The sequence below is a fragment of the Sphingopyxis flava genome, from assembly GCF_900168005.1.
Taxonomy (GTDB): Bacteria; Pseudomonadota; Alphaproteobacteria; order Sphingomonadales; family Sphingomonadaceae; genus Sphingopyxis; species Sphingopyxis flava.
On the sequence record NZ_FUYP01000008.1, the window covers coordinates 97,715 to 121,527 of the forward strand.

Annotated in this window: 24 protein-coding genes and 1 pseudogene; 16 read left to right on the forward strand and 9 right to left on the reverse strand. The window is 65.6% G+C overall.

Features of this window, described 5'->3' with window-relative positions:
• Positions 1–67: 67 nt before the first annotated feature.
• The 5 genes from B5X69_RS22230 to B5X69_RS08425 all read left to right on the forward strand — a co-directional run bounded on the left by B5X69_RS22230 (position 68) and on the right by B5X69_RS08425 (position 5,691).
• On the forward strand, positions 68–1,639 hold the full coding sequence (locus B5X69_RS22230; RefSeq protein WP_281250924.1) for a M23 family metallopeptidase: 1,572 nt from the start codon (positions 68–70) through the stop codon (positions 1,637–1,639).
• An 83-nt stretch (positions 1,640–1,722) separates the two neighbouring features.
• The gene (hemB, locus tag B5X69_RS08410; RefSeq protein WP_079638258.1) at positions 1,723–2,721 is read left to right on the forward strand and encodes a porphobilinogen synthase; all 999 of its coding nucleotides are present in this window, start codon (positions 1,723–1,725) and stop codon (positions 2,719–2,721) included.
• On the forward strand, positions 2,718–2,897 hold the full coding sequence (locus tag B5X69_RS08415; RefSeq protein ID WP_053555144.1) for a hypothetical protein: 180 nt from the start codon (positions 2,718–2,720) through the stop codon (positions 2,895–2,897). The genes hemB and B5X69_RS08415 overlap by 4 nt, the downstream gene beginning before the upstream one ends.
• A complete protein-coding gene (locus B5X69_RS08420) occupies positions 2,894–5,137 on the forward strand; it encodes a spermidine synthase (RefSeq protein WP_079638259.1) in 2,244 nt (747 codons plus the stop codon). Before B5X69_RS08415 ends, B5X69_RS08420 begins: the two co-directional genes overlap by 4 nt.
• Positions 5,134–5,691 carry a gamma carbonic anhydrase family protein gene (locus B5X69_RS08425; protein ID WP_079638260.1) on the forward strand — a complete coding sequence of 186 codons (558 nt, stop codon included), beginning with the start codon at positions 5,134–5,136 and terminating at the stop codon, positions 5,689–5,691. Before B5X69_RS08420 ends, B5X69_RS08425 begins: the two co-directional genes overlap by 4 nt.
• A gap of 25 nt (positions 5,692–5,716) precedes the next feature.
• On the opposite strand, the gene B5X69_RS08430 is transcribed toward B5X69_RS08425, so the two are convergent.
• The 5 genes from B5X69_RS08430 to B5X69_RS08450 all read right to left on the reverse strand — a co-directional run bounded on the left by B5X69_RS08430 (position 5,717) and on the right by B5X69_RS08450 (position 11,101).
• Positions 5,717–6,388: an inner membrane-spanning protein YciB gene (locus B5X69_RS08430; protein ID WP_079638261.1), complete on the reverse strand. Its 672-nt coding sequence runs from the start codon at positions 6,386–6,388 to the stop codon at positions 5,717–5,719.
• Positions 6,385–7,311 carry a signal recognition particle-docking protein FtsY gene (gene ftsY, locus B5X69_RS08435; protein ID WP_053555141.1) on the reverse strand — a complete coding sequence of 309 codons (927 nt, stop codon included), beginning with the start codon at positions 7,309–7,311 and terminating at the stop codon, positions 6,385–6,387. Before ftsY ends, B5X69_RS08430 begins: the two co-directional genes overlap by 4 nt.
• Positions 7,308–8,573 carry a MiaB/RimO family radical SAM methylthiotransferase gene (locus B5X69_RS08440; RefSeq protein WP_079638262.1) on the reverse strand — a complete coding sequence of 422 codons (1,266 nt, stop codon included), beginning with the start codon at positions 8,571–8,573 and terminating at the stop codon, positions 7,308–7,310. The genes ftsY and B5X69_RS08440 overlap by 4 nt, the downstream gene beginning before the upstream one ends.
• Positions 8,570–9,376 carry a diaminopimelate epimerase gene (gene dapF / locus B5X69_RS08445; protein WP_079638263.1) on the reverse strand — a complete coding sequence of 269 codons (807 nt, stop codon included), beginning with the start codon at positions 9,374–9,376 and terminating at the stop codon, positions 8,570–8,572. The genes B5X69_RS08440 and dapF overlap by 4 nt, the downstream gene beginning before the upstream one ends.
• 87 nt (positions 9,377–9,463) lie before the next feature.
• Complete coding sequence (locus tag B5X69_RS08450) at positions 9,464–11,101, reverse strand: putative bifunctional diguanylate cyclase/phosphodiesterase (protein ID WP_079638264.1); 1,638 nt, start codon at positions 11,099–11,101, stop codon at positions 9,464–9,466.
• Between the two features lie 278 nt (positions 11,102–11,379).
• On the opposite strand from B5X69_RS08450, the gene ffh reads away from it, so the two are divergent.
• The 3 genes and pseudogenes from ffh (at position 11,380) to rimM (ending at position 13,981) form a co-directional block, all read left to right on the forward strand.
• Complete coding sequence (gene ffh / locus B5X69_RS08455; protein ID WP_079638265.1) at positions 11,380–12,849, forward strand: signal recognition particle protein; 1,470 nt, start codon at positions 11,380–11,382, stop codon at positions 12,847–12,849.
• Between the two features lie 37 nt (positions 12,850–12,886).
• A pseudogene (rpsP, locus tag B5X69_RS08460) lies at positions 12,887–13,339 on the forward strand (30S ribosomal protein S16); the annotation flags it as partial.
• A 132-nt stretch (positions 13,340–13,471) separates the two neighbouring features.
• Positions 13,472–13,981 (forward strand): ribosome maturation factor RimM, encoded by a 510-nt coding sequence (gene rimM / locus B5X69_RS08465; RefSeq protein WP_079638267.1) that lies wholly within the window; start codon positions 13,472–13,474, stop codon positions 13,979–13,981.
• A gap of 100 nt (positions 13,982–14,081) precedes the next feature.
• Here rimM and B5X69_RS21405 read toward each other — a convergent pair whose 3' ends face one another.
• Positions 14,082–14,243 carry a hypothetical protein gene (locus tag B5X69_RS21405; RefSeq protein WP_176141548.1) on the reverse strand — a complete coding sequence of 54 codons (162 nt, stop codon included), beginning with the start codon at positions 14,241–14,243 and terminating at the stop codon, positions 14,082–14,084.
• Between the two features lie 102 nt (positions 14,244–14,345).
• Between B5X69_RS21405 and B5X69_RS08470 the strand changes: the two genes are divergently transcribed.
• The 6 genes from B5X69_RS08470 to B5X69_RS08495 all read left to right on the forward strand — a co-directional run bounded on the left by B5X69_RS08470 (position 14,346) and on the right by B5X69_RS08495 (position 18,948).
• Positions 14,346–15,269 carry a LysR substrate-binding domain-containing protein gene (locus tag B5X69_RS08470; RefSeq protein ID WP_079638268.1) on the forward strand — a complete coding sequence of 308 codons (924 nt, stop codon included), beginning with the start codon at positions 14,346–14,348 and terminating at the stop codon, positions 15,267–15,269.
• Positions 15,251–15,643 carry a hypothetical protein gene (locus B5X69_RS08475; protein ID WP_079638269.1) on the forward strand — a complete coding sequence of 131 codons (393 nt, stop codon included), beginning with the start codon at positions 15,251–15,253 and terminating at the stop codon, positions 15,641–15,643. The genes B5X69_RS08470 and B5X69_RS08475 overlap by 19 nt, the downstream gene beginning before the upstream one ends.
• Entirely contained in the window at positions 15,640–16,377 is a 738-nt protein-coding gene (trmD, locus tag B5X69_RS08480; RefSeq protein WP_079638270.1) for a tRNA (guanosine(37)-N1)-methyltransferase TrmD, read from the forward strand. The genes B5X69_RS08475 and trmD overlap by 4 nt, the downstream gene beginning before the upstream one ends.
• Positions 16,378–16,382: 5 nt before the next feature.
• Positions 16,383–16,760, forward strand: coding sequence for a 50S ribosomal protein L19 (gene rplS / locus B5X69_RS08485; protein ID WP_053555131.1), 378 nt, complete (start codon positions 16,383–16,385; stop codon positions 16,758–16,760).
• A gap of 110 nt (positions 16,761–16,870) precedes the next feature.
• On the forward strand, positions 16,871–17,896 hold the full coding sequence (locus B5X69_RS08490) for an aspartate-semialdehyde dehydrogenase (RefSeq protein WP_079638271.1): 1,026 nt from the start codon (positions 16,871–16,873) through the stop codon (positions 17,894–17,896).
• Between the two features lie 317 nt (positions 17,897–18,213).
• Positions 18,214–18,948 (forward strand): DUF4336 domain-containing protein, encoded by a 735-nt coding sequence (locus B5X69_RS08495; protein WP_079638272.1) that lies wholly within the window; start codon positions 18,214–18,216, stop codon positions 18,946–18,948.
• A 51-nt stretch (positions 18,949–18,999) separates the two neighbouring features.
• Here the strand turns inward: B5X69_RS08495 and B5X69_RS08500 are convergent, their stop codons facing one another.
• Genes B5X69_RS08500 through B5X69_RS08510 form a run of 3 tightly spaced genes read right to left on the reverse strand, consistent with a single transcriptional unit; the run spans position 19,000 to position 22,175 of the window.
• On the reverse strand, positions 19,000–20,589 hold the full coding sequence (locus tag B5X69_RS08500) for a DHA2 family efflux MFS transporter permease subunit (RefSeq protein ID WP_079638273.1): 1,590 nt from the start codon (positions 20,587–20,589) through the stop codon (positions 19,000–19,002).
• A 15-nt stretch (positions 20,590–20,604) separates the two neighbouring features.
• A complete protein-coding gene (locus B5X69_RS08505; RefSeq protein WP_079638274.1) occupies positions 20,605–21,723 on the reverse strand; it encodes an HlyD family secretion protein in 1,119 nt (372 codons plus the stop codon).
• Positions 21,720–22,175 carry a MarR family winged helix-turn-helix transcriptional regulator gene (locus B5X69_RS08510; RefSeq protein ID WP_079638275.1) on the reverse strand — a complete coding sequence of 152 codons (456 nt, stop codon included), beginning with the start codon at positions 22,173–22,175 and terminating at the stop codon, positions 21,720–21,722. The genes B5X69_RS08505 and B5X69_RS08510 overlap by 4 nt, the downstream gene beginning before the upstream one ends.
• A gap of 138 nt (positions 22,176–22,313) precedes the next feature.
• Between B5X69_RS08510 and B5X69_RS08515 the strand changes: the two genes are divergently transcribed.
• The gene (locus B5X69_RS08515; protein WP_079638276.1) at positions 22,314–22,967 is read left to right on the forward strand and encodes a 2-hydroxychromene-2-carboxylate isomerase; all 654 of its coding nucleotides are present in this window, start codon (positions 22,314–22,316) and stop codon (positions 22,965–22,967) included.
• 44 nt (positions 22,968–23,011) lie between these two features.
• Positions 23,012–23,767 (forward strand): alpha/beta fold hydrolase, encoded by a 756-nt coding sequence (locus tag B5X69_RS08520; protein ID WP_079638277.1) that lies wholly within the window; start codon positions 23,012–23,014, stop codon positions 23,765–23,767.
• Positions 23,768–23,813 lie beyond the last annotated feature (46 nt).

Consider the following 23,813-nt stretch of genomic DNA (forward strand, 5'->3'; position numbering starts at 1 on the left):
AAACCGGCGCAGAATTTTCATCGATGGCCGCTGCGAAAGGGCAGCGCCGTCGAGCGGGGGTAATATCTTGTTTCAGCGCCATGAGCCCATCGCGGGGATGTCCGGCAACGCCGCCGCGCTCGCGTTGTCGCAGGCGCTTCCCCTGCAAAAGGGACATGGCGGCGCCGAGCCGCCGCTGACATGGCGCGAGCGGCTCGCCCAGCTCGATCTCGTCCCCGACCTCGGCGCCGATATCGGATCGGCCGAATGGTGGCGAGGTTTCGCCACGCTTGCGCTGCTTTGCGGCAGCGCGATCGCGACCTTCCCCGGAATCCAGCCGCTCGGCGTGGGCGGAGCGCCCGTCCTCGACGCCGCCGATTTCAACGAAGCGCGCGCGCAGATGATCGTGCCGCTCGCGCTCGGCGCCGACACCGGCCGCCACATGGCCGCGACCGATGCGGTTCGCCCGCTTGCCCAGACCCCCGAGCGGCCGCAAATCGAGCTCACCGCGACGCTAGGCAGGGGAGACAGCTTTGCCCGTCTGCTCGAACGTTCGGGCGTGGGCAGCACCGAGGCGCAGGCGCTGGCCAGCCAGGTGGCGAGCGCGGTGCCGCTCGCCGATATTGCACCTGGGACACGCATCGACCTGATCCTCGGCCGCCGCGCGATGCGGACCATGCCACGCCCCGTCGAGGCGCTCGCGATGCGCGCGCGCTTCGATCTGCGGATCGAAATGGAACGGGAGGGCGACCGGCTGGTGATGCGCCGCATTCCGATCGCGGTCGACGCGACGCCGCTGCGTATCCGCGGCCGTGTGGGAGACAGCCTCTATCGCTCGGCCCGCGCCGCGGGCGCGCCGCCGGAGGCGATTCAGTCCTATTTGCGCGTCATCAGCCGCGAGATGCCGGTAAGGGCGATCCGCGCCTCAGACGAATATGACATCATCGTCGAGCATCGGCGCGCCGAGACCGGGGAGAGCGAGAGCGGCAAGCTGCTTTACGCAGGGCTTTGGCGCGGCGGGAAGCCGAAACTGTCGATGCTCGAATGGACCAAGGAAGGGCGAAGGCAGTGGTTCGAGGCCTCGGGTGTCGGGCAGCAGCGCGGCGGCATGGTGCGTCCGACGCACGGCCGCGTCACCTCGTCCTTCGGCATGCGCCGGCACCCGATCCTCGGATACCGGCGCATGCACAGCGGCATCGATTTCGGCGGCGGATACGGCGCGCCCATCTATGCCGTGAGTGACGGCGTCGTCACCACGGCGGGCCGTAACCGGGGTTACGGCAATTATGTGAAGCTCAATCACGGCGGCGGCCTTGGCACCGGCTATGGCCACATGAGCCGTATCGCGGTGCGCGCGGGCCAACATGTCCGCCGCGGACAGGTGATCGGTTATATTGGCAGTACTGGCCTGTCGACGGGGCCGCACCTTCACTATGAGCTCTACCGCAACGGTCATGCGGTGAATCCCGCATCGGTAAGCTTCGTCACCAGGGCGCAGCTCGAAGGCAAGGAGCTCGCCGATTTCCGCGCGCGCATCCGCCAGCTCACCGACGTAGCCCCTGGCGCGGCGCTGACGCCGATCGCGCCGAGGCAGATCGAAGGGCCCAAACTCGGGAGCCTCGCCGACGTGGCGTCGAAACGGGCCGGCGGGGGGATTTAGTCGATCATCGCCCCCGCAAGCGCGGATGATCCGGCGACCAATATCCCTTTTCACTGCCGGCAAAGCGCGGCTATGCACGCGCGATGACTCACGCCGCATTCCCCGACCTGCGCCTTCGCCGCATCCGCCGCACGGGCTGGAGCCGCGCCATGGTGCGCGAGACGCAGATTTCGCCCGCCAATCTCATCTGGCCGCTCTTTGTCTGCGCAGGTGAGCGCACCGAAGAGCCGGTCGCGAGCCTTCCCGGCGTGTCGCGCTGGTCGGTCGATCTGCTCGTCGAGCGCGCGCGGGATGCGGTAGATGCCGGCATCCCCTGTCTTGCACTTTTTCCCTATACCGAGGCAGATCGCCGCAGCGAGAACGGCGCCGAGGCGCTGAACCCCGACAATCTGATGTGCCGCGCGACCGCGGCAATCAAGGATGCGCTGGGCGACGCGATCGGCGTCCTTACCGACGTCGCGCTCGACCCCTATACCAGCCACGGACAGGACGGGCTGCTCGATGACGCGGGCTATGTGGTCAACGACCCGACGGTCGAAGTGCTGGTTGGGCAGGCCCTCAACCAGGCGCGCGCAGGCGCCGACATCATCGCACCCAGCGACATGATGGACGGCCGCGTCGGCGCGATCCGCAGAGCGCTCGAAGCGGAGGGCTTCGGCAATATCCAGATCATGAGCTACGCCGCCAAATATGCCTCGGCCTTCTATGGTCCGTTTCGCGACGCCGTCGGCTCGCGCGGGCTCCTGAAGGGCGACAAGAAGACCTATCAGATGGACCCTGCCAATGCTGAGGAGGCGCTGCGTGAAGTGGCCCAGGACCTCGCCGAGGGCGCTGACAGCGTGATGGTCAAGCCGGGGCTTCCCTATCTCGACATCGTCCGGCTGGTGAAGGAGCATTTCGCGGTTCCGGTCTACGCCTACCAGGTATCGGGCGAATATGCGATGATCGAGGCCGCGGTGGCCGCGGGAGCCGGGGAACGCGACGCGCTCGTTCTTGAAACCCTGCTTGCGTTCCGCCGCGCCGGCGCTTCGGCTGTGCTCAGCTATCACGCGCTCCACGCGGCGCGGCTGCTCGGCGCATGATCGAGATCCAGGGGCTGACCATGCGGGCGGCGCGTCGCAAAGGCATCGCGCCCATCCAGCAAATCTGCATCGACCCTGGCGGCACCGCGACCTTGGGGCTCAAGCGAGCCCGCACGCATCGCTCGCGTGCGCATGTCCATTATTTTCGACACCGCGCCGCGCGGGAGGCGGCGTGACCGCTTCGCCGCACCGTTGGCTGTTCGTGCTGACGATTCTCGTCGGCAGCTTTCTGCTTTTTCTCGTCCAGCCGATGGTGGCGCGCATGGTACTGCCGCGGCTCGGCGGCGCGCCGATGGTGTGGAACAGCGCAATGCTGGTCTATCAGGCGCTGCTGCTCGGCGGCTATGCCTATGCGCACTGGCTTGGGCGCTTCGCGGTGCGGCGGCAAGCCGCGATTCACATTGCGCTGCTGCTCGTTGCATCCCTCTGGTTGCCGATCGGAATCGCCCAGATCGCACCGCCCGCGCCGGGGCAGGAGGTGCTATGGGTGCCGTTGCTGCTCACCGCGTCGATCGGCCCCGTCTTCTTCGTTGTCGCGGCGCAGGCGCCGTTGATGCAACGCTGGTTCGCACTCGATAGCCGCTCGGGCGATCCCTACATTCTCTACGCCGCCTCCAACCTCGGCAGCTTTGCCGGTCTGATTTCCTATCCCGCGCTGGTGGAGCCGGCGATGCCGCTTGACGCGCAAAGCCTCGGCTGGGCGGCCGGATATGCGTTGCTTTTCCTGCTTGTCGCCGGGAGTGCCGCGGCACGCTGGCGCGGCGCGGCAGCCACCTTTCATGGCGTGGAAGCGCCTCGCGAACCGCGCCCTGCACTCAGGCGGCAGATCCATTGGCTGCTGATCGCTGCGGTTCCCTCGGGGCTGATGCTGTCGACGACGACGCACCTCACGACGGATATCGTCGCGATGCCGCTGCTCTGGGTTCTCCCGCTAGGCCTTTACCTTCTGAGCTTCGTCATCGCCTTTTCCACTCTCGACGGGGTCAAACAGATCTTCGCGACAATTGCCCCGGCGCTTCTTCTGATTACGGGCGGACAGGCGCTCCTCAGCACCGGCGGCGGGACGATGCTGCTCGCGCTGATGAGCCTTGTCATGCTCTTCGTCGTCGCGACTGCACTGCATGGCTATCTCCACCATCTGCGCCCCGCGCCCGAGCATCTGACGCTCTTCTATCTGGTCATGTCGGCCGGCGGCGTGCTCGGCGGTGCCTTTGCCGCGCTCGCTGCGCCGCTGCTCTTCAACTGGGTGTACGAGCATCCGGTTCTGGTCCTCGCCGCCGCCGCATTGCTTCCGCTGCCTGCACTGCTGCCGTGGGATCATTGGCTGAAGATTGCGCGGCCCACCCCTTATGTCGCAGCGCTCCTGCTTCTTGCCGTCTTCGCCTCCTGGCAGCTCGCGTCTGCCTGGGACGGCACCCTTGGCGGAATGAGCTGGGTGTGGGCGGGGCTGCTCCTGGCGATCGGCCTGCTCGTGATCGCATGGCGCTGGGCTTATATTCCGGTCCTGATCCTGCTCATGCTCGGGATCGGCGGCCTCGACACGCTGGAAAAAGGCCGGCATGGCATGCGCGTGCGCAGCTATTTTGGTGTGTACACCGTTACCGACGATCGCGTGCACCAGCAGCGCCGCCTTGCGCATGGCACGACCCTCCACGGACTCCAGCGCACCGACCCCGAGCATCGGCTCGAACCGACAACCTACTACGGCCCCCAATCAGGGGTCGGCTTGGCGCTGGGCGCCGCTGCCCGGCTCGCCGGACCCAATGCGTCGGTCGGCATCGTCGGTCTCGGCGCGGGAACCTTATCCTGCTATCGCCGGGCGGGGCAGCGCTGGACGATTTTCGAGATCGACCCGGTGATGGTCAGCATCGCCCGCGATCCCGCCAAATTCACCTTCCTGTCCCGCTGTGCGGGAGACACGCCGATCATCATCGGTGATGCGCGCCTGGAAATTGCCAAGCAACCCTCCGGACGCTTCGATATCCTCGTGATCGACGCCTTCTCGTCCGATGCGATCCCGCTTCACCTGCTGACGAAGGAAGCGATCGGCATCTACGCCCGCGCGCTCAAACCCGACGGCATTCTCGTCATTCATATCTCGAACCGCTTCTTTGATCTTGAACCCGTGCTCGCGACGGAGGCAAAGGCGCGTGGGTGGGCGGCGGCGATTCGCATGGACCCGGCGGGGCACGACGATAGCTACAGCGCGCTCACTGCTTCGAACTGGGTCGCGCTCACCGCGAGGAAAGAGCGTATGGATCAGTTGACCGGCGGTCTCAGACCGCGCGACGAAGCGCAGGAAGACGGCGCCTGGGTGCCTCTGGAGGGGCGGGCGCATTTCGATCGCTGGACCGACGATTATGCCTCGACGCTGCCCGTCCTGCTCTGGAAACATCTTATCGGAGGCCGCGAATGACCCGCAGCGACATTTCTATCATCAGCGTGAATGGCAAGACGCCGCGGATCGATCCCAGCGCCTTCATTGCCCCCGGGTGCCGCATCATTGGCGATGTAGAAATCGGGCCAGATGTCAGCATCTGGTACAATTGCGTGCTGCGCGCCGATGTCAGCCACATCCGCGTGGGAGCGCGGAGCAATATCCAGGATGGCAGCATTGTCCACTGCGACGGCCCGATGCCCCATCGCCCGGACGGCTATCCGACGATCATCGGCGAAGATGTGCTCATCGGTCATCTCGCGATGGTGCACGGCTGCACACTCGCCGACCGAGCATTCGTCGGATTGAAGGCGACGGTGATGAACGGCTGCCACATCGGAAGTGACGCGATGCTTGCAGCGGGCGCGCTCTTGACCGAGCATAAGGAAATCCCCTCGCGCGAGCTATGGGCAGGAGCGCCCGCGCGCCGGGTACGCGAGATCGACGACGCGCAGGCCGCAGGGATGCAAGCCGGCGTTGCGCATTATGTGCTTAACGGACGGATGCACAAGGCCGCGATCGAAGAGCGTTGAAACGCCGCCCTTCCAGCGGCGAGAGTTATTTTGCTTCGCTTTCGGACACCGCAAGGCCGTTCTTCATCATCACCGGTAATTGGGTCAGCGTGAAGAGGAAGGATAGCGCGGTGACGCCCCAGACCTTGATCGTCAGCCAGAGGTCGAAGCTCATCTCGCCCGCCTGGATCAATTCGTACATGACGTGATTGGCGATGCCGAGCGCTGCAAAGAAGAGGCCCCAGTTTCGCGAAAGCGCAAGCCAACCCTTTTCGGTCACGCCCTCGAGCGCCGACTGCAGCAGATATTTGAGCATCGGCTTCTTGAAGAACCATCCGCCGAGGAGCAAGGCCGCGAAACCGGCGTAGATGATCGTCGGCTTCATCACGATGAAGCGCTCGTCGTGAAACCAGACGGTCAGCGCCCCGAAGCCGAGAACGAGGATGCCTGACATCCACAGCATCGGCGAAATTTTGCCGAGTTTCCATTTCGACACCGCCATCGCGATGACGATCGCGACCATGAAGGCGAGCGTGCCCTTGATCGCGCCCGCCGTCGCCGCGAAGGCGCCCTCGCCGCCCGAGGTGAATTTATAGGTGATGAAGAAGATGAGCAGCGGCCCGAAATCGATCGCGAAGTTGAGCCAGCCATGCTTGGCAGGCGGCGGTGCGGGCACCGTCTCCGGGCCGGCGGGCAGTTGGTCGAAAGTCTCGCTCATCGGATATTTCCTGCAATAATGCCCGCGATCTCATCGGCATCGAAGGGCCGGAGGTCGTCAATCGTCTCGCCGATCCCGATCGCGTGGATCGGCAGGCCGTGGCGCTCGGCCGCGGCGACGAGCACGCCGCCGCGCGCCGTGCCATCGAGCTTGGTCATCACAAGACCCGTTACGCCTGCCACCTCGCGGAACACGTCGATCTGCGAAAGCGCATTCTGTCCCGTCGTCGCGTCGAGCACCAGAACGACGTCGTGCGGCGCCGCCGGATTGAGGCGGCCCAAGACGCGCTTGATCTTGGCAAGCTCGTCCATGAGCTCGCGCTTGTTCTGAAGCCTTCCCGCGGTATCGACGATGAGCACGTCGATGCCGGTCGCTGTTGCCTGCTTGACGGCGTCGAAAACGATGCCCGCGGCGTCACCGCCCTCAGCTCCCGCCATGATCGGCACCCCAAGCCGCTCGGCCCAGACTCTCAGCTGCCCGATCGCGGCGGCGCGGAAGGTGTCGCCCGCGACGAGCATGACCCCATAATCCTGCTCCTGAAAGAGATGCGCAAGCTTGGCGATCGTCGTGGTCTTGCCCGAGCCGTTGACGCCGATCACCAATATGACCTGCGGGCGCGGAAAGGCGTCGATCTCCAGCGGTTCGGCGACCGGGCGGAGCACGGCAGCAATCTCACCGGCGACGATCTTCCTCAATTGTTCGACATCGCCCTCGCCCGCGTCGCGCCGCTCGGCAAGGCGGTCGCGGATACGCGCCGCCATCCCGGGCCCAAGGTCGGCGGTGATCAACGCCTCCTCGATCCGGTCGAGATCCTCGTCGTCGAGCCGCGACTTGCCGGTGAGACCAGCGAGATTCTCGCCGAGCCGCTCCGACGTCCGCTTGAGACCGCCGAATAGCCGCTCGCTCCAGCTTGCGCCGCTCATGCCGCGATCCTTTCGGCGATCATCCGCTCGCCGTCTCGCGCGGAGAGGCGCACCGGAACGATGCTTCCCGGCGCCGCAGGGGCGACGAGGGCGAGCGCGGCGAATGTCTCGCCATGTCCGGTTAGACCATCGCGCTCGACGAGCATCGATGCCCGGAGGCCTTTTTGAGCATCCATCCACGCATGACGCCGCCGCGCATTGGCTTCGCGCAGGATCGCTGCGCGCTCGCGCGCCACGGCGCGGGGAACTTGCGGCATGCGCGCGGCGGGGGTTCCGGCACGCGGGCTGTAAGGAAAAATATGGCCAAAGACGATGTCGGCCTCGTCGATCAGGGCCAGGCTGTTGGCGAACATCTCGTCATCCTCGGTGGGAAATCCGGCGATCAGGTCGGCGCCAATCGCAATGTCGGGCCGCGCGGTCTTGAGGCGTTCGACCAGACGCACTGCATCGGCGCGGCGGTGGCGGCGCTTCATTCGCGTGAGCACCATATCGTCGCCGGCCTGCAGCGACAGATGGACGTGAGGCATCACCCGCCTTTCCTCGGTGATCAGCGCGAAAAGAGCGTCGTCGAGGCGGTGAGGATCAAGCGACGAGAGGCGCAGGCGCTCGACGGGCAGCTCCAGCAGTGCCGCGACCAGCGCAGCGAGGCTGGTGCCAATATCGTCGCCATAGCTTGCAAGATCCACCCCCGTCAGCACGATCTCGCGCTGGCCGCGCTCGAGCGCCGTGCGGGCGGCATCGACTACGGCTTCGACCGACGAGGAGCGCGCGGTGCCGCGGGCGAGCACGGTGGCGCAAAAGGTACAGCTGTGCGAGCAGCCGGTCTGCACGCCCAGGAAGGCGCGGGCGTGATCGGCGCCAGAGAGGGCTGGGGTGTACCCGTTCTTTGTCTGGTCGAGGGCAAGAGGCTGATGAAGAGTGTCGGCTTTCACGCCCGGTTGGGGCGCGCTGGCGGCACGATAGCTCGCGGCGAGGTTCTTGGCGTCGTTGGCAACCACCCTTGCGCCCATGTCCGCAAAGCGCTGCCCCTCGAGCTCGGCGGCGCACCCCGTGACCACGACATGGGCGCCGGGCCGCTCCCGCAGTGCGCGGCGCACGGCCTGCCGTACCTGTCGCAGCGCTTCCTCGGTCACGGCGCAGCTGTTGAAGACGATCGTGTCGCCCGCATCTGCACGCGTCGCGGCGACGCGCACGGCCTCACCCTCGGCGATGTTGAGCCGGCACCCGAAATTGACGACATCGACGCATCCGGCAGCGCTCATCCGAAGCGCGCCCAGTCAGTTTCGCCCTCGAACACGCGCGTCGCGGCGCCGCTCATCACGATCGGCTCGCCTTCCGCCCAGCGGATCACGAGATCGCCGCCGGGCAGCGAAATGGTGACTGGGGACTGGACAAGGCCGGCGCGGATCGCGGCGACCGCGGTGGCGCAGGCGCCGGTTCCGCACGCCTGTGTCAGCCCGACCCCGCGCTCCCAGACGCGCAGCTGCAGCTGATTTTCGCCATCGAGGCTCGCGACGTTGACGTTGACGCGTTCGGGAAACAGGGGGTCGGTCTCGATCCGGGGTCCAAGGTCAGCGAGCGGGACCGCATCGGCTTCGGGAACAAAGAAGATAATATGCGGATTGCCGACATTGACCGCGGCGCCATGCTCAAGCTCGTCCCAAGCAACGGGCATGTCACGCGTATCCATCGGCATTGCGAGCGGGATCTGCTCCCAATCGAAGGCGGGTTCGCCCAGCGTCACCTCGGCGCCGCCATCGGCCGGGCTGACACGCAGCATGCCGCCCAGCGTCTCGATCACGGCAGCCTTTCCGATCAGCGTCGCGACGCAGCGCGTCGCATTGCCGCACGCCTCCACCTCGCCGCCGTCGGCGTTGAAGATACGCATCTTCAGATCGGCCTTCTCGGACGGCTCGAGCAGGATCAGCTGGTCGCAGCCGATACCATGGCGCCTGTCGGCGATCGCATGCGCGCGCGCCGCCGTCATCTCGACGGGGCATATCCGCGCATCGATGACGACAAAGTCGTTGCCGAGGCCATGCATTTTGGTGAAGCGATCCGCCATGTTCGCGCATGTAAGGGCGCGCAGGCGGGAAGTCTAGCGAGGCGGGACGGGCAGCCTCGTCTGCTTACGATATCGGGCGCGACGTGCCTACGCCGACTTGCGCAGCGGTGCGCTCTCGCCGTCGGGGGCGTTCCGGGCTTTGAGCGGCGTCCGCAGGAGCCCGCGCTCGGCGAGCATTTCGGCGGTGTCGACGGCCGACATCGCGCGGCCGTAATGCCAGCCCTGGCCCTTGGCGCAGCCGAGCCGCGTCAACTCGGTCGCGGTTGCAGAATCCTCGACCCCCTCGGCGGTGATCGGCATGCCGAGGCTTTCGCCGAGGCGGACGATTGCAACGACAATCGCCTGCGCATCGGCGCTTCCGCGCATCGCCGCGACGAAGCTCTTGTCGATCTTGATCCGGTCGAACGGCAGCGCACGCAGATGCGACAGCGAACTATAGCCGGTACCAAAGTCGTCGAGTGCGAGCGAAACGCCCTGATTCTTGAGGCTGGTGACGATCGAGCGCACCAAGGCAAGATTCTCAAACAAGGAACTTTCGGTGATCTCGACTTCGAGCTGACCTGCCGGAAATCCTGTTTCGGCGAGGAGCTTGGTCAGCTTCTGGCTGAACCAGGGGTCTTTCAGTTGCTGGGGCGAGATGTTGACGGCCAGCACGATCGACGGGTCCCAGCCCTTGGCAATCTCCATGGCGGCGCGAATGACGCGTAGCGACAGTTCGCCGATCAACCCGCTTTCCTCGGCAATGGGGATGAACCGTTCGGGCGGGATCATGCCGTGCTCGGGCGAATCCCACCGCATCAGCATCTCGAAGCCGACGAGCCGCCCGCTCGCGATGTCGACTTGCGGTTCGAAATGGGGAACGAATTCGCCGCGCGGCATGCCGTTGCGGATGCCTGTCTCAATCTGATTGCGGGCCTGCATGGCCATTTCCATGCCGGGTTCGAACCAGATGTGGCGATGCCGGCCCTTCTCCTTGCCGTGATACATGGCGATGTCGGCCTGGCGCACGAGCATTTCCATCGTCACATTTTGTCCGGTCGCAAGAGCGATGCCGAGCGAACTGCCGATCCGGATCCGCTGGCCTTCATATTCGACCGGCTCTTCGAGCGCGGCCACGAGCGCTGCGGCCAATGCATCGATCTGGTGCCGCGCGGCGGGTTCGAACGCAATCATTGCGACGAACTCGTCGCCGCCAAGCCGCGCCTTGGTCGCGTTCGGGGGCAGGATCGCGGTGATCCGCTCGGCAGCGACCTGCAGCACATGATCGCCTGCGACATGGCCGTGGATGTCGTTCACCCTCTTGAAATGATCAAGGTCGAGGAGCAGCAAGGCGACATGGCGCCTTTCGGCAGCCGCTGCGGCGACCAGCGAGGGACCGGCGGCGAGCAGCGCACGCCGATTGAGATAGCCTGTTAAGGGGTCGGTATCGGCAAGGAAACGCGCCCGCTTCTCGGCAAGGGTGCGCTCACGAATTTCGCGGTTGAGATCATCGTAGCGGCGCCAGCCAAACAGGATCAGCGCGATATTGAGGATCAGCGTTGCCGCGAGCACCCGATCGGTGCCGCCACCCGCTCCCGCAAGCGCGCGCACCACCGATTGCATCACATTACTGCCCGTGCCGACGAACAGCAGGATGGCGGCGATGACGATGCCGCCCGCGACGATGTCGCGCTTGGCCCCCTCGCTGCGATCCCATTCTTTCGGCACGATCGTTTCGGCTCTCATTGCTATGTCCCCACAGTCGCACCTCCTTGCACCCCAAGCGGTGAAATTTGCGTTAAGTGAGGGCCCGGCGGCGCTCCATGGGCTTGCGACACGCAGGATTGCGCAGACTTGCCTTCTTGCCCGCTTTCCCTTAAAGGCGCCCCGTTCGGCCGCATCTTGCGGGCGGGCATATCGACATCCGCGACGGGAAAATCTGTCCACGGATAGCCGCTGGTTGGCGAGGTTTCGCTCACCGGCGTCTTTTGCGTTGCGGCCTGTCAGAAGGGATTTTGGGCCACATGTTCGACAGTCTGAGCAATCGGCTTGGCGATGTTTTCGGGAAGCTCCGCGGCCGCGGCGCGCTGACCGAGGCCGATGTGCGCGCCGCGATGCGCGAAGTTCGAATCGCGCTTCTCGAGGCCGATGTCGCGCTCCCTGTCGTGCGCAGTTTCGTCGACCAGGTGACCGAACTCGCCATCGGCCAGAATGTCCTGCGTTCGGTCACACCGGGTCAGCAGGTGGTCAAGATCGTCAGCGACGCGCTGACCGAAATGCTTGGCTCTGAAACCGCCGAGCTTGACCTCAATGTCACGCCGCCCGCGGTCATCATGATGGTGGGTCTGCAGGGGTCGGGTAAGACGACCACCACCGCGAAGATCGCGAAGCGCCTGAAGGACAAGGAGCGCAAGAAGGTGCTGATGGCGTCGCTAGACGTCAATCGCCCTGCCGCGCAGGAGCAACTCGCAGTTCTCGGTCAGCAGATCGACGTCGCGACTCTTCCGATCATCGCCGGGCAGCAGCCGGTCGAGATCGCGCAGCGCGCGATGCAGGCCGCGAAGCTGCAGGGCTTCGATGTGCTGATTCTCGATACCGCGGGCCGCCTCCACGTCGACCAGCAGCTGATGGACGAGATGCAAGCGGTGTCGCGCGCAGCGAATCCTGCCGAGACCTTGCTCGTCGTCGATAGCCTGACCGGCCAGGATGCGGTGCAGGTCGCGCAGCGCTTTACCGACCAGGTGCCGCTAACCGGCGTCGTGCTCACCCGCATGGATGGCGATGCGCGCGGCGGCGCTGCGCTCTCGATGCGCGCGGTCACCGGCAAGCCGATCAAGTTCGCGGGCACGGGTGAAAAACTCGACGGTCTTGAACTCTTCCAGCCCTCGCGCATCGCGGGCCGCATCCTCGGAATGGGCGATGTCGTCAGCCTCGTCGAGCGCGCTGCCGAGACGATCCAGGCCGAAGAGGCCGAGGCGATGGCGAAGAAGATGGCGAAGGGTCAGTTCGACCTCGACGATCTTCGCACGCAATTGAACCAGATGCGCCGCATGGGCGGCCTTGGCGCGCTCGCGGCCATGATCCCCGGTCTCAAGAAAGCGCAGGCCGCGATGGCGCAGAGCGGTGCCGACGACAAGATGCTCGTCCACTTCGATGCGATCATGGGCTCGATGACTCCCAAGGAGCGCGCAAAGCCCGAAATCATCAACGCCAAGCGCAAGATCCGCATCGCCAACGGGTCGGGGACCAGCGTGCAGCAGGTGAACAAGGTGTTGAAGATGCACCAGGAAATGTCCACCGCGATGAAGCGCATCCGCAAGATGGGCGGGCTCAAGGGGCTCGGTGCGCTGTTCGGCAAGGGCGGCGGCATTCCTGGAATGCCGGGCCTTGGAGGCGGGGGACTAGGCGGCGGCGGGGGCATGGGCAGCCTGCCCGGTCTCGGCGGCGGAGCGATCCCACCCGATCTCGCTAACCTGATGAATAAAAAGAAATAACCCAAGACAACCGAGTTCAGACTAGAAGGATATTATCATGGCTACCTCTATTCGCCTTTCGCGCGGCGGTTCGAAAAAGCGCCCCTATTACAAGATCGTCGTCGCCGACTCGCGCAGCCCGCGCGACGGCCGCTTCATTGAGCGCATTGGCAGCTACAACCCGCTGCTCGGCAAGGACAATCCCGAGCGCGTGAAGCTCGACACCGAGCGCGCTGCCCACTGGCTCTCGGTGGGCGCGCAGCCGACCGACCGCGTCGCCCGCTTCCTCGACGCTGCAGGCATCAAGGAACGCGCCGCGCGCAACAACCCCAAGAAGGGTGAGCCGGGCGAAAAGGCCAAGGAACGCGCCGAAGAGAAGGCTGCGAAGCTGGCCGAGGCCGAAGAGGCTGCGAAGGAAGCCGCCGCCGCTCCCGCTGAAGAAGCTGCTGCTCCCGAAGCCGCCGAGTCCGACGCGACCGGGTCGGTGAAGAGCGAGGAGACCGCTGAAGCCGTTGCCGACGCCGTGGCTGAAGACGTCCCGGCCGAAGCGACCGCCGAGGACGCGGCTGCGATCGCCGAGGAAGTCGCCGAAGGCGGCCCGGTGGCCGAAGACGCTGGCGAAGAAAAGGCCGAAGGCTAAGCCTTGGCGCATCGCGACCGCCCTGTCACCCTCGCCGCCATCGCCGGCGCGCATGGGGTGCGGGGTGAGGTGCGCCTCAAACTGTTTGGGGAAGGCGCGGACGCCTTGCGCGCCTTTTCCACGTTCGACGCCGGTGAGCGCAAGCTGACGCTGGAAGCGGTTCGACCCGCGAACCAGGGCGCGGTTGCGCGCTTTGGCGAAATCACCGACCGCGCGGCGGCCGAGGCGCTGCGCGGGACGCTGCTCACCGTGCCGCGCTCGGCGCTACCGCCGCTTGGCCCCGGCGAATATTATCATCACGACCTGATCGGCCTTGCCTGCACCTCGACCGAGGGCGAGGCGCTGGGCATTGTGGTCGGGGTCGAGAATTTCGGGGCCGGCGACATCCTCGAGGTCGAGCGGCCGGCGGAGCCCGGCAAGAAGCCGAAGCGCTTCATGGTGCCGATGACCCCGCAAGCGGTGCCCGAATGGAGCGACGCGGGGATCATCGTCGCCGCGGCTTTCGCCGAATAGGTCTTTCGTTCGATAGCGGTTGGACGGAAATCCCGCCGCAAGGGGGAGCGGCCGGCGTGCGGCGCGCGCAGCGGCACGGTCGACGGGATTTCCGTCCGTCTCAGTGCGCCCCGGCGCAGGGCTTGGAGCTGGTCACGGGGCGTGCGCTGCGGCCGCGCCAGTCGCGCCACGCCTGCGCAATTTTTCCGAAGCCGCGGTCGAGGTCGGCGCTGAAACGGCCGTGGTTTTCTTCCCAGCCGCGCATCCACATTTCGTCGAGCATCGATTGTCTCCTGCTGCGTGATGGCCTCTGAATGCGCCTCGCGCGGCAAATGGGCCAACAAAAGCTTTGCGGGATATCATAAGGCTGGCTTATAGAGTGCCGATGTCCAGACTGCCGCCTCTTGCCGCCATCCGGGCCTTTGAAGCTGCTGGAAGACTGGAGAATTTCTCGCGCGCTGCCGAAGAGCTCGGGATGACGCAGGCCGCGGTGAGCTATCAGATCCGCCAATTGGAAGACCGGCTCGGTCATGCGCTCTTCGTGCGGGAAAAGGGCCGGGTGCGGCTGTCCGAGACGGGGCAACGGCTGCTCCCTGCGATCCGCGCCGCCTTCGCCTCGATGGGCGATGCCTTCGCGTCGCTCGACAGCGACGAGGCCGAGGTGCTGACGATCAACGCCGCGACCAGCTTCGGGGGAACGTGGCTCAGCGCCCGGATCGGCAGCTTCCAGCTGCAATATCCCGACCTCGCGGTGCGCATGGCGATGAGCAATGTGCTTGTGGATTTCGATGCATCGAATGTCGACGTCGCAATTCGCATTGGCGGGGGGCATTGGCCGGGTCTGCGCGCCGATTTCCTGATGCGCCAATATCTGGCCCCCATCGCTTCGCCCGCCTTCATCGCGGAGCATGACATCCGCGAGCCGGCCGACCTCCTGCGCGTCCAGCGGCTCGCCCCGAACGACAGCTGGTGGGCCGACTGGTTCGCCGCCGCGGGGGTCGCGACGCCCCCGGCTCCATCGCGGCGCGGGATCGAGCTCGACAGCCAGCTGCAGGAGGCGAGCGCCGTGCAGGCGGGGTTCGGCGTCGCGATGATGACGCCGCTCTACTGGCGGGCCGAACTCGCGAGCGGGCGCCTCGTACAGCCCTTCGACACCCTCTATGTGTCGGAGGCGTCGGGCATGTGGCTCGTCCACCGCGAAAACCGGGTCGGCGTGCGCAAGATCGAACGCTTCCGCGAATGGCTGCACGCCGAGATCGAGAAGGATCGCCACATCCTGCCCGAGGCGCTATGGCGGCCGCTGCCATGATGCGAGTGGGCTTCGGCGGCGGAGCCAAGAAAGGACTGCCAGCGATGTCAGATATCTCGTTTCTCACCCTGCTGCTGGGATCCGCGATCTCGTCCGGAATAGTGGGCTATGGTCTCGCCAACTTCCGCCCTCGCTGGTCGAAACGACGCATTGTGCATCTGTCGGCCTCACTTGTTCCGGGACCCTTGGTTACGCTCCTCGCCTTCGCATTTCTTCATTCGTTCATCGCGGGCCTGAGGGCGCCCGGGAGATGCGGGATCGATGTCTGCGGCATGCTGATGGCAGGCTCGACGATAGGGCTCGTGGCCGTGCTGTTATCGTTCGGTGCGGCCGCTCTTATTGCTTCTCTTATTATTGGGCGCAGGCACCCATGACCTTCACCGCCGTTCCCCTGACGCTTTATCCCGACATGTTTCCCGGGCCTCTGGGCCACAGCATGGCGGGGCGCGCGCTCGAGAGCGGGACATGGGCGTGCGCGCCGGTGCAGATCCGCGACTTTGCCATCGACCGGCACCGCACCGTCGACGATACGCCCGCGGGCGGCGGCGCGGGGATGGTGCTGAAGGCCGACGTGCTGGGCCGCGCGATCGACCATGCGGTCGCCGCGCATCCGGGGCTGCCCCTGCTCGCGATGACGCCGCGCGGCGCCCCCGTCACCCAGGCGCGGGTGCGCAGTCTCGCGGCGGGTCCCGGGGCGATCATCCTCTGCGGCCGGTTCGAGGGGTTCGACGAGCGGATTTTCGACGCGCGCCCTATCGAGCAGCTGTCGATGGGCGACATAGTCCTGTCGGGCGGAGAGATGGCGGCGCTGCTGCTTCTCGACGCTTGCATTCGGCTGCTTCCCGGCGTAATGGGCGCGGCTTCTAGCGGAGACGACGAATCGTTCGAGAACGGTCTGATCGAATATCCGCATTATACCCGACCTGCTACATGGGAAGGGCGCACGATCCCCGAAGTGCTGCGATCGGGGGATCATGCGAAGATCGCCGCCTGGCGGAAACAAAGGGCGGAGGAAGACACACGGTTACGCAGGCCGGACCTTTGGGAGCGCCATGAGGGCGCTCGGGACCGACCTGCCTCTGGCGCGCGGCAACAGAAGAAGGACTAGGGGCCATGAACCTCATCCAGACGATTGAAGCCGAAGAAATCGCCAAGGCTGGCAAAGACATTCCGACCTTCCGTCCCGGCGACACGCTGCGTGTCGGCGTGCGCGTCGTCGAAGGCGAACGCACCCGCGTTCAGAATTTCGAGGGCGTGTGCATCGCGCGCTCGAACAAGGGCATGGGCTCGAACTTCACCGTGCGCAAACTGTCGTTCGGTGAGGGCGTCGAGCGCGTTTTCCCGCTCTATTCGCCGAACATCGACAGCATTACCGTCGTCCGCAAGGGCGCCGTCCGTCGTGCAAAGCTCTACTATCTGCGGGGCCGCACCGGTAAATCGGCGCGTATTGCGGAGCGCCGCGATTACCGGTCGGAAGCCGGCGAAGGCTAAGGAGAGCTTTCTCCCGACAAAGCCGAAACAGCTTTCCAAAACGACCGGTTCCGCCAAAGCGCGAAACCGGTCGTTTTTCGTTTCAGACACCAGCATCAAAGGACAAATTCATGGGTTACCGGATCGTCGTCGCGGGTGCGACGGGCAACGTCGGACGCGAAGTCCTCGCCATTCTCGCCGAGCGTGAATTTCCGATCGCCGAACTCGCCGCCGTTGCCTCGTCGCGCAGCCAGGGCGAAGCGGTCGAGATCGGCGACACGGGGCGCACCGTGAAATGCCAGAATATCGAGAATTTCGATTGGAACGGCTGGGACATGGCGATCTTCGCCATCGGCAGCGACGCGACCGCCATCTATGCGCCCAAAGCAGCCGCGGCAGGCTGCGTCGTGATCGACAATTCGTCGCTTTACCGGATGGACCCCGATGTGCCGCTGATCGTGCCCGAGGTGAACCCCGATGCGATCGACGGCTACAAGGCGCGCAACATTATCGCGAACCCCAATTGCTCGACCGCGCAGATGGTCGTCGCGCTGAAGCCGCTTCACGACGCCGCGACCATCAAGCGCGTCGTCGTCTCGACCTATCAGTCGGTGTCGGGCGCCGGCAAGGCCGGCATGGACGAACTTTGGAACCAGACGCGCCAGATCTTTGTCGGCGACGAGAAGGACGTGCAGAAGTTCACCAAGCAGATCGCTTTCAACGTCATCCCCCACATCGATAAATTCCTCGACGATGGCTCGACCAAAGAGGAATGGAAGATGGTCGTCGAAACGAAGAAGATCCTCGACCCCAAAATCAAGGTCACCGCGACCTGCGTGCGCGTGCCGGTGTTCGTCGGTCACTCCGAGGCGATCAATATCGAACTCGAGGATGAGCTGTCGGCCGAGGAGGCGCAGCGCATTCTGCGCGAGGCTCCCGGCGTCGTGCTTCACGACAAGCGCGAGGATGGCGGCTACACCACCCCGGTCGAATGCGTCGGCGATTTTGCGACCTTCATCAGCCGCGTCCGCGAGGACGCGACGATCGAAAACGGCCTCAATCTCTGGTGCGTCAGCGACAATCTTCGAAAGGGTGCGGCGCTGAACGCGGTGCAGATCGCCGAATTGCTCGGCCGCCGGCACCTCAAGAAGGGGTAGGCTCCTGACCGCTCTTTCCGAAGAGACGAGGCTATTTTGCTGCATCGAGACTCCTGAGCGAGGCACGATCGATGGCCTCCCTGCCGCCCAGCGGTGGGGAGGCTGCAGCCCGCAGGGTTGATCAGGGCGCGCGCGGGGGCGCTGCCCCCTTGCATCCTCTCTGCCGCGGCTTCGCGGCGGGCCGCAAGCCAGGGGCATTGCCGCGGGGTGGACATGCCAAACGTCGCAGCCAATGCGCCCTGCTCGCCGCCAGTGCGTCACGCGGCACCAGGGGGAGATTTGGACCCGCCACCGCTTTGCTGATAGGCTGCGGCACGATGGAGAGCTTCACGCCCTACGCGCCGCTTAATGTTCCCAAGCCCTTTGGGGAAGCGATCTGGACCGTCGATGGGCCCGAAATCCGCATGGATTATGCCTTCGGCTCGATTCCCTTCCCGACGCGAATGACGGTTGTACGGCTCGCTGACGGCGGTCTTTGGCTTCATTCGCCGATTGAGCCAGACGATGCGCTGTTCGCCGCGGTCGACCTGCTGGGGCCCGTGACGTGGCTCGTCGCACCCAACAGCATCCATTACTGGTACGTCGCCGACTGGCAGCAGCGCTATCCCCGCGCGAGGACCGCCGCGGTGCCGAGGCTCGCTGAAAGGGCCAAACGCCCCTTCCGGGTCGATGCGGTGCTGGAGGGTGGCGCGCCGTGGCCGCGTGAAGAGATCGCCTTGGTGCTGGTCCCTGGCACCGCGGTCAACGAGGCGGTCTTCTTTCACACCGCATCGCGCACAGTGATCCTCGCCGACCTGATCGAGAATTTCGAGCCGGCGCGCGTGCGTCATCGGCTCTATCGATGGTTGATCCGCCTTTCAGGGGCCGCCGCGCCGCACGGTAGGGCGCCGATCGACCTTCGTGTGACATTCTGGCCCAAACGGCGCGCCGTACGCGCAGCGGTCGCGTCGATCCTCGCCTGGCCCTGCGAGCGCATCATCATGGCGCACGGTCTGCCCCATGCCTCGAACGGCGCCTCCGAGCTGCGCCGGGCGCTGAACTGGGCACGGTGACATCGTCCGCCGCCGCTTCGCCGCAGATAGGACGGTCGCCGGACCCCTCCGTCAATGCCCCATATCCGCTGCCGACGCCTTCGGAGCACCGCGCGCAGGCGGGCGCAGCAGCATGACGAGCGGTACCGAGAGCAAGGTCACCCACATCATTGCCCAGAAATCGTCGATATAGGCGACCATCGCCGCCTGCCGGTTGATCTCCGCGTTCACCATGGCCATCGCGCTCGCGCCGAGCGCGCCAAGGCGGTCGGAGGTCGAGGGGTCGATCAGCGGGACTGCGCTGCTCGTGATATGCGCGGCCAAATCCTCATGGCTGCGCTGGGTATTCGCGCCGAGCAGCGTCGTCACCACCGAAATGCCCACCGACGCACCGACGCTGCGCACAAGATTGAGCAAGCTTGCAGCGTCGGTGCGGTGAGCGGGTGACAGCGTTGCGAAGGCCATGGTGTTGAGCGGGATGAAGATCAGCCCCATGCCGAGCCCTTGAACCAGCCCGCTGACCACGACCGGCCAGGCGCCCATCATCAGCGACCATTGGCTCATCTGGTAAAGCGAGTAGGCAGCGATCAGCAACCCCGAGCCGACCAGCCAGCGTGCGTCGATCCGCCCCAGCAACTGTCCGGCAATCCACATGCTGATAAAGATACCGATGCCCCGCACCGCGAGCACCCAGCCTGTATCGATCACCGGCCAACCGAACAACCGCTGGAGCATCGGCGGAAGCAGCGCCATCGATGAGAACATGACGATGCCGCTCACCACCATGAAGCCGAGCGCGATGAGCAGGTTGCGGTCGGCGAGCATCTTGCGGTCGAACAGCGTGTTGCGCCCCGTCAGGAGGTGAACGAGGAAGATCCACAAACAGGCGGCGGCGACGCCGGCCTCGATCCAGATCTCGGCACTGTCGAACCAGTCCTTCTGCGCCCCGCGGTCGAGCATCAGCTGTAGCGCGGCGAGCCCGAGGGCGAGCATCGAGAAACCGAACAGGTCGAACTTGCGGTCGAGACGCGGTGTCGCGGGCAGCAGCGCCCACATGAGCGCAAGCGTTGCGAGCCCCACCGGCAGATTGACGTAAAACACCCAGCGCCAGTTGGCCGCTTCGGTCAGCCAGCCGCCCAAGATCGGCCCCATGATCGGACCAACCATGATCCCCATGCCCCAGATCGACATCGCGCGCGCGTGGCGCTCGGGCGGATTGATATCGAGCATCACCGATTGCGACAGCGGGCCAATGAAGGCGGCGCTGACTCCTTGAAGGAAGCGGAAGGCCACCATTTGCTCGAGGTTCTGGGCCGCCCCGCAGGCCATCGACGTGATGATGAAGCCGATGACCGAGGCTAGGAAGAGATTGCGGCGCCCGATGCGGTCGGCAAGCCAGCCGGTGATCGGCATTGCGATTGCCGAGGCTATGATATAGCTCGTCAGAACCCAATTCACCGTCTCGCTTGTTGCGCCGAGGCTCGACTGCATATGCGGAATGGCGACATTGGCGATCGTCGTGTCGAGGATCTGCATCACCGAGGCGCCCATGACCGCAACGGTCAGCAGGCCGCGGTAGCGGACCTGCTCGTGGAGCGGCCGATCTGCGTGGACGCGGGTCGCTGCGGGCGCGCTGCGGCGGGAAAAGGCGCGGCTGGCCATGGTCGCGGCCGCCGTCTACTTGCAGCCGCCCGACGTGATCACCTTTACCTCGCTCGACAGGCCGGCGATCATCGCACGCCTTGGCACTTCGTCGAACGCGATGTGAACGGGGACGCGCTGGGTCACCTTGACCCAGTTGCCGGTCGCATTCTGAGCGGGCAGCACCGAAAATTCGCTCCCGGTTCCGGCCCCGATCGTCTGGACATGGCCGCGTACGACGAGCCCCGGATAGGCGTCGAAGCGCATTTCGGCCGGCTGACCGATGCACATGTCAGCAAGGTCGGTTTCCTTGAAATTGGCCTCGACCCATGGATGCGCTGTGTCGACCAAGGTGACCGCGGGCAGCCCCGCCACCATCATTTGCCCGACCTGTAACCGATCCGACTCGGCAACCCGGCCCGCGCTTGGCGCGCGCACCTCCGTGCGGCCCAGATCGACCTCGGCCTGCGCGCGCTGGACGCGCGCGGCCTCGACCTGCGGATTGGTGCCGCTCGCGCCTGTCGCGAGTTTGGCGCGGGCTTCGGCCGCGTCGGCTCGGGCCTGAGCCAGACGTGCACGCGCCTGTTCGACCGCGTGCTTCGCGGCGTCATAGGCAGCCTTGGTTGTGAACCCCTTGTCCATGAGCGCCGCTTGCCGCTGGAAATTGGCCTCGGCAAAGGCGATATCTTCCTGGGCCGCCTTGATACTGACCTGCGTTGCAGCGAGGCTGGCCGACAGATTGCCGACATCGACCTTTGCCGCGTCGATTGCAGCGCCCGCCTGCGCGACCGTCAATTTATAAGGGCGCCTGTCGATACGGAAGATCAGGTCTCCTGCTTTCACCTCCTGACCCTCGCGCACGGCGACTTCGGTGATCAGCCCGCCGACTTCGGCCGCGATCGACACCTTGTCCATCTGGACATAGGCGTTGTCGGTCGACACCGACCCGCCGCTCGCAAGCCACCAGACGCCGCCCGCGATCGCGAGCGCCGCGGGCACGCCGAACATCAGTGCGCGCGCATGCCAGCTCGGTTTCGCATCGCTTTCGGGAAGGGCGGGTGCGGAAATTGCGGGCGGCACCGGATCGGCCTTCGGGGCGGCACGAGGCGGCTTGGCCTCTTCGGCCTTGGGACGGGATGGGGAGAGCTGGGTCATTCTGCGGCCTCTGCTTGGGTCTCGTTGTGCGCGTCGCGACGCGACAGGTTGCACCGGATGCGCCCGACGAGCGCGATCAGTTGTTCCCGTTCGGCATCGTTCAGTCCGTCGGTGGCTTCCTCGTTCAGCCGGTTCGTCGTCTGGCGCATGACGTCGAGAAGATCGCGCGCGCGGGGTGTGAGGTGGAGCCGCCAGGCGCGCCGGTCGGCGGGGTCGGCGCGGCGCTCGACGAGCCCCGCCTCCGCCAGCCGGTCGACCATGCGCGAGAGGGTGATCGGCTCGACCTCGATCAATTCGGCGAGCGGGCCCTGCCGGATGCCCTCGTGCCGCTTCAGATAGCTGATCAGCCGCCATTGGAGCGCGGTTACCCCGCTGCCCTTCGTGCGCGCGTTGAACGCCCGGCGGAACAGCCGCGCGGTATCGTTCATCAGGAAACCGATCGTCTCGTTCATGGCAGGGCATATAATAGCAATTGCTATAATGGGCAACAGAATGCCCGGCGCTTCTGACACTGCGCTGCGATGACCTTCTCTTCCGGAGCAAGGTGCTCCGACACTTGCGCCCGGCCGCAATATGGGCAGGATACCGCCATGACTCTCACTGCCGACCTCTTCTGGTCCTTTCGATCGCCCTATTCCTATCTTGCAATCGGCCGCTATCGCGCGCTCGCTGCGAGCCATGCGCTCGACATCAATTTGCGTCCCGTCTATCCGCTCGCGATCCGCCAGCCCGACTTTTTCGAGCGCAACCATCCTAACTGGCTGAGCTACACGATGCGCGACATGATCCGCGTCGCGCAGTTCCACGGCATCCCCTTCGGGCCGCCACGGCCCGACCCCATTGTCCAGAATGTGAAGACGCGGGAGATTGCTGCCGAGCAGCCCTATATCTATCGCCTCACCCGGCTCGGCCAGGCGGCCTCGCGCCGCGGCAAGAGTCTCGCCTTCTGTGATGAGGCGGCGCAGCTCATCTGGGGCGGAGTGCAGAATTGGCATCTTGGCGACCATCTCGCTGGCGCCGCAAAACGCGCGGGGCTCGACCTCGCCGAACTCGATGCAGAAGCCGAGCGCGACGCTGAGGCGCTCGATACGGAAATCGCCGCCAACCAGCTGGCGCTCGAAATTGCCGGCCACTGGGGCGTGCCGACGCTCGTTTTCGACGGCGAGCCCTTCTTCGGGCAGGATCGCATCGACATGGCGCGCTGGCGTATGGAGCAGAAGGGGCTGGAGGCTCGCTCCGGCTGACTCGTGCCTTGCGCCGCCGCCCCGTCGGCGCCTAGTAACGCTCCATGGCGATAGAAGCACGATTTTTCGAGGCGCGCGACGGCGTGCAGCTGGCGTGGCGCGAAACGGGCGAGGGGGCACCGGTGGTGCTGCTCCACGGCCTCTTTTCGAGCGCGGAGGTCAACTGGATCAAGTTCGGAACTGCCGAGCGCGTTGCGGCCGAGGGCTTTCGGGTGATCATGCCAGACCTTCGTGTCCATGGATCGAGCGCCGCGCCGCACGATGTCGGACATTTTCCGCCCGACGTGCTCGTCGACGACCTAGAAGACCTGGTCGCCCATCTTGGTCTTTCCGATTTCGACCTCGGAGGCTTCTCGCTCGGCGCCCGGACCAGCGTGCGCGCCGTCCTCGCCGGGATGTCGCCCAGGCGGCTGATTCTCGGGGGGATGGGACTTGCGGGGCTCGCCGGGTGGAAGCGCCGCGGGGAGTTCTTCAAACGCGTGATCGCCGAATATGAAAGCGCGAAGCGCGGGGACGATGTCTGGTTGTCGGTCCAGTTCATGAAGACGATGAAGGTCGACCGCATCGCCGCTGGGCATTTGCTCGACAGCTTCACCGACACGGCCCCCGATGCGCTCGCGGCGCTGACGATGCCGGTTCTCGTTGTGTGCGGCGACAAGGACCATGACAATGGCTCGGCCGAGGAACTCGTCGCGGCGCTGGCCGATGCGCGGCTTGCGATGATCCCGGGCACGCACATGTCGAGCGTGACCGAGCCCGCGCTCGGCGAGGCGATTGCTCGCTTCCTGGCCACCGCTTGACCCGACTGGCCGTGCGGTCCAGACTGGCGGCCATCGCGCCAGAGAG

Coding starts and splice junctions, on each gene's coding strand:
- hemB (WP_079638258.1), top strand. CDS start 1,723: ATGACTCACGCCGCATTCCCCGACCTGCGCCTTCGCCGCATCCGCCGC.
- B5X69_RS08440 (WP_079638262.1), bottom strand. CDS start 8,573: ATGAGCGCTGCCGGATGCGTCGATGTCGTCAATTTCGGGTGCCGGCTC.
- B5X69_RS08510 (WP_079638275.1), bottom strand. CDS start 22,175: ATGAACGAGACGATCGGTTTCCTGATGAACGATACCGCGCGGCTGTTC.
- B5X69_RS08505 (WP_079638274.1), bottom strand. CDS start 21,723: ATGACCCAGCTCTCCCCATCCCGTCCCAAGGCCGAAGAGGCCAAGCCG.
- B5X69_RS08495 (WP_079638272.1), top strand. CDS start 18,214: ATGGAGAGCTTCACGCCCTACGCGCCGCTTAATGTTCCCAAGCCCTTT.
- B5X69_RS08425 (WP_079638260.1), top strand. CDS start 5,134: ATGACCCGCAGCGACATTTCTATCATCAGCGTGAATGGCAAGACGCCG.
- dapF (WP_079638263.1), bottom strand. CDS start 9,376: ATGGCGGATCGCTTCACCAAAATGCATGGCCTCGGCAACGACTTTGTC.
- B5X69_RS08500 (WP_079638273.1), bottom strand. CDS start 20,589: ATGGCCAGCCGCGCCTTTTCCCGCCGCAGCGCGCCCGCAGCGACCCGC.
- B5X69_RS08470 (WP_079638268.1), top strand. CDS start 14,346: ATGTCCAGACTGCCGCCTCTTGCCGCCATCCGGGCCTTTGAAGCTGCT.
- B5X69_RS08450 (WP_079638264.1), bottom strand. CDS start 11,101: ATGAGAGCCGAAACGATCGTGCCGAAAGAATGGGATCGCAGCGAGGGG.
- ffh (WP_079638265.1), top strand. CDS start 11,380: ATGTTCGACAGTCTGAGCAATCGGCTTGGCGATGTTTTCGGGAAGCTC.
- ftsY (WP_053555141.1), bottom strand. CDS start 7,311: ATGAGCGGCGCAAGCTGGAGCGAGCGGCTATTCGGCGGTCTCAAGCGG.
- B5X69_RS08515 (WP_079638276.1), top strand. CDS start 22,314: ATGACTCTCACTGCCGACCTCTTCTGGTCCTTTCGATCGCCCTATTCC.
- B5X69_RS08430 (WP_079638261.1), bottom strand. CDS start 6,388: ATGAGCGAGACTTTCGACCAACTGCCCGCCGGCCCGGAGACGGTGCCC.
- B5X69_RS08415 (WP_053555144.1), top strand. CDS start 2,718: ATGATCGAGATCCAGGGGCTGACCATGCGGGCGGCGCGTCGCAAAGGC.
- B5X69_RS21405 (WP_176141548.1), bottom strand. CDS start 14,243: ATGCTCGACGAAATGTGGATGCGCGGCTGGGAAGAAAACCACGGCCGT.
- B5X69_RS08490 (WP_079638271.1), top strand. CDS start 16,871: ATGGGTTACCGGATCGTCGTCGCGGGTGCGACGGGCAACGTCGGACGC.
- trmD (WP_079638270.1), top strand. CDS start 15,640: ATGACCTTCACCGCCGTTCCCCTGACGCTTTATCCCGACATGTTTCCC.
- rplS (WP_053555131.1), top strand. CDS start 16,383: ATGAACCTCATCCAGACGATTGAAGCCGAAGAAATCGCCAAGGCTGGC.
- B5X69_RS08520 (WP_079638277.1), top strand. CDS start 23,012: ATGGCGATAGAAGCACGATTTTTCGAGGCGCGCGACGGCGTGCAGCTG.
- B5X69_RS08475 (WP_079638269.1), top strand. CDS start 15,251: ATGGCGGCCGCTGCCATGATGCGAGTGGGCTTCGGCGGCGGAGCCAAG.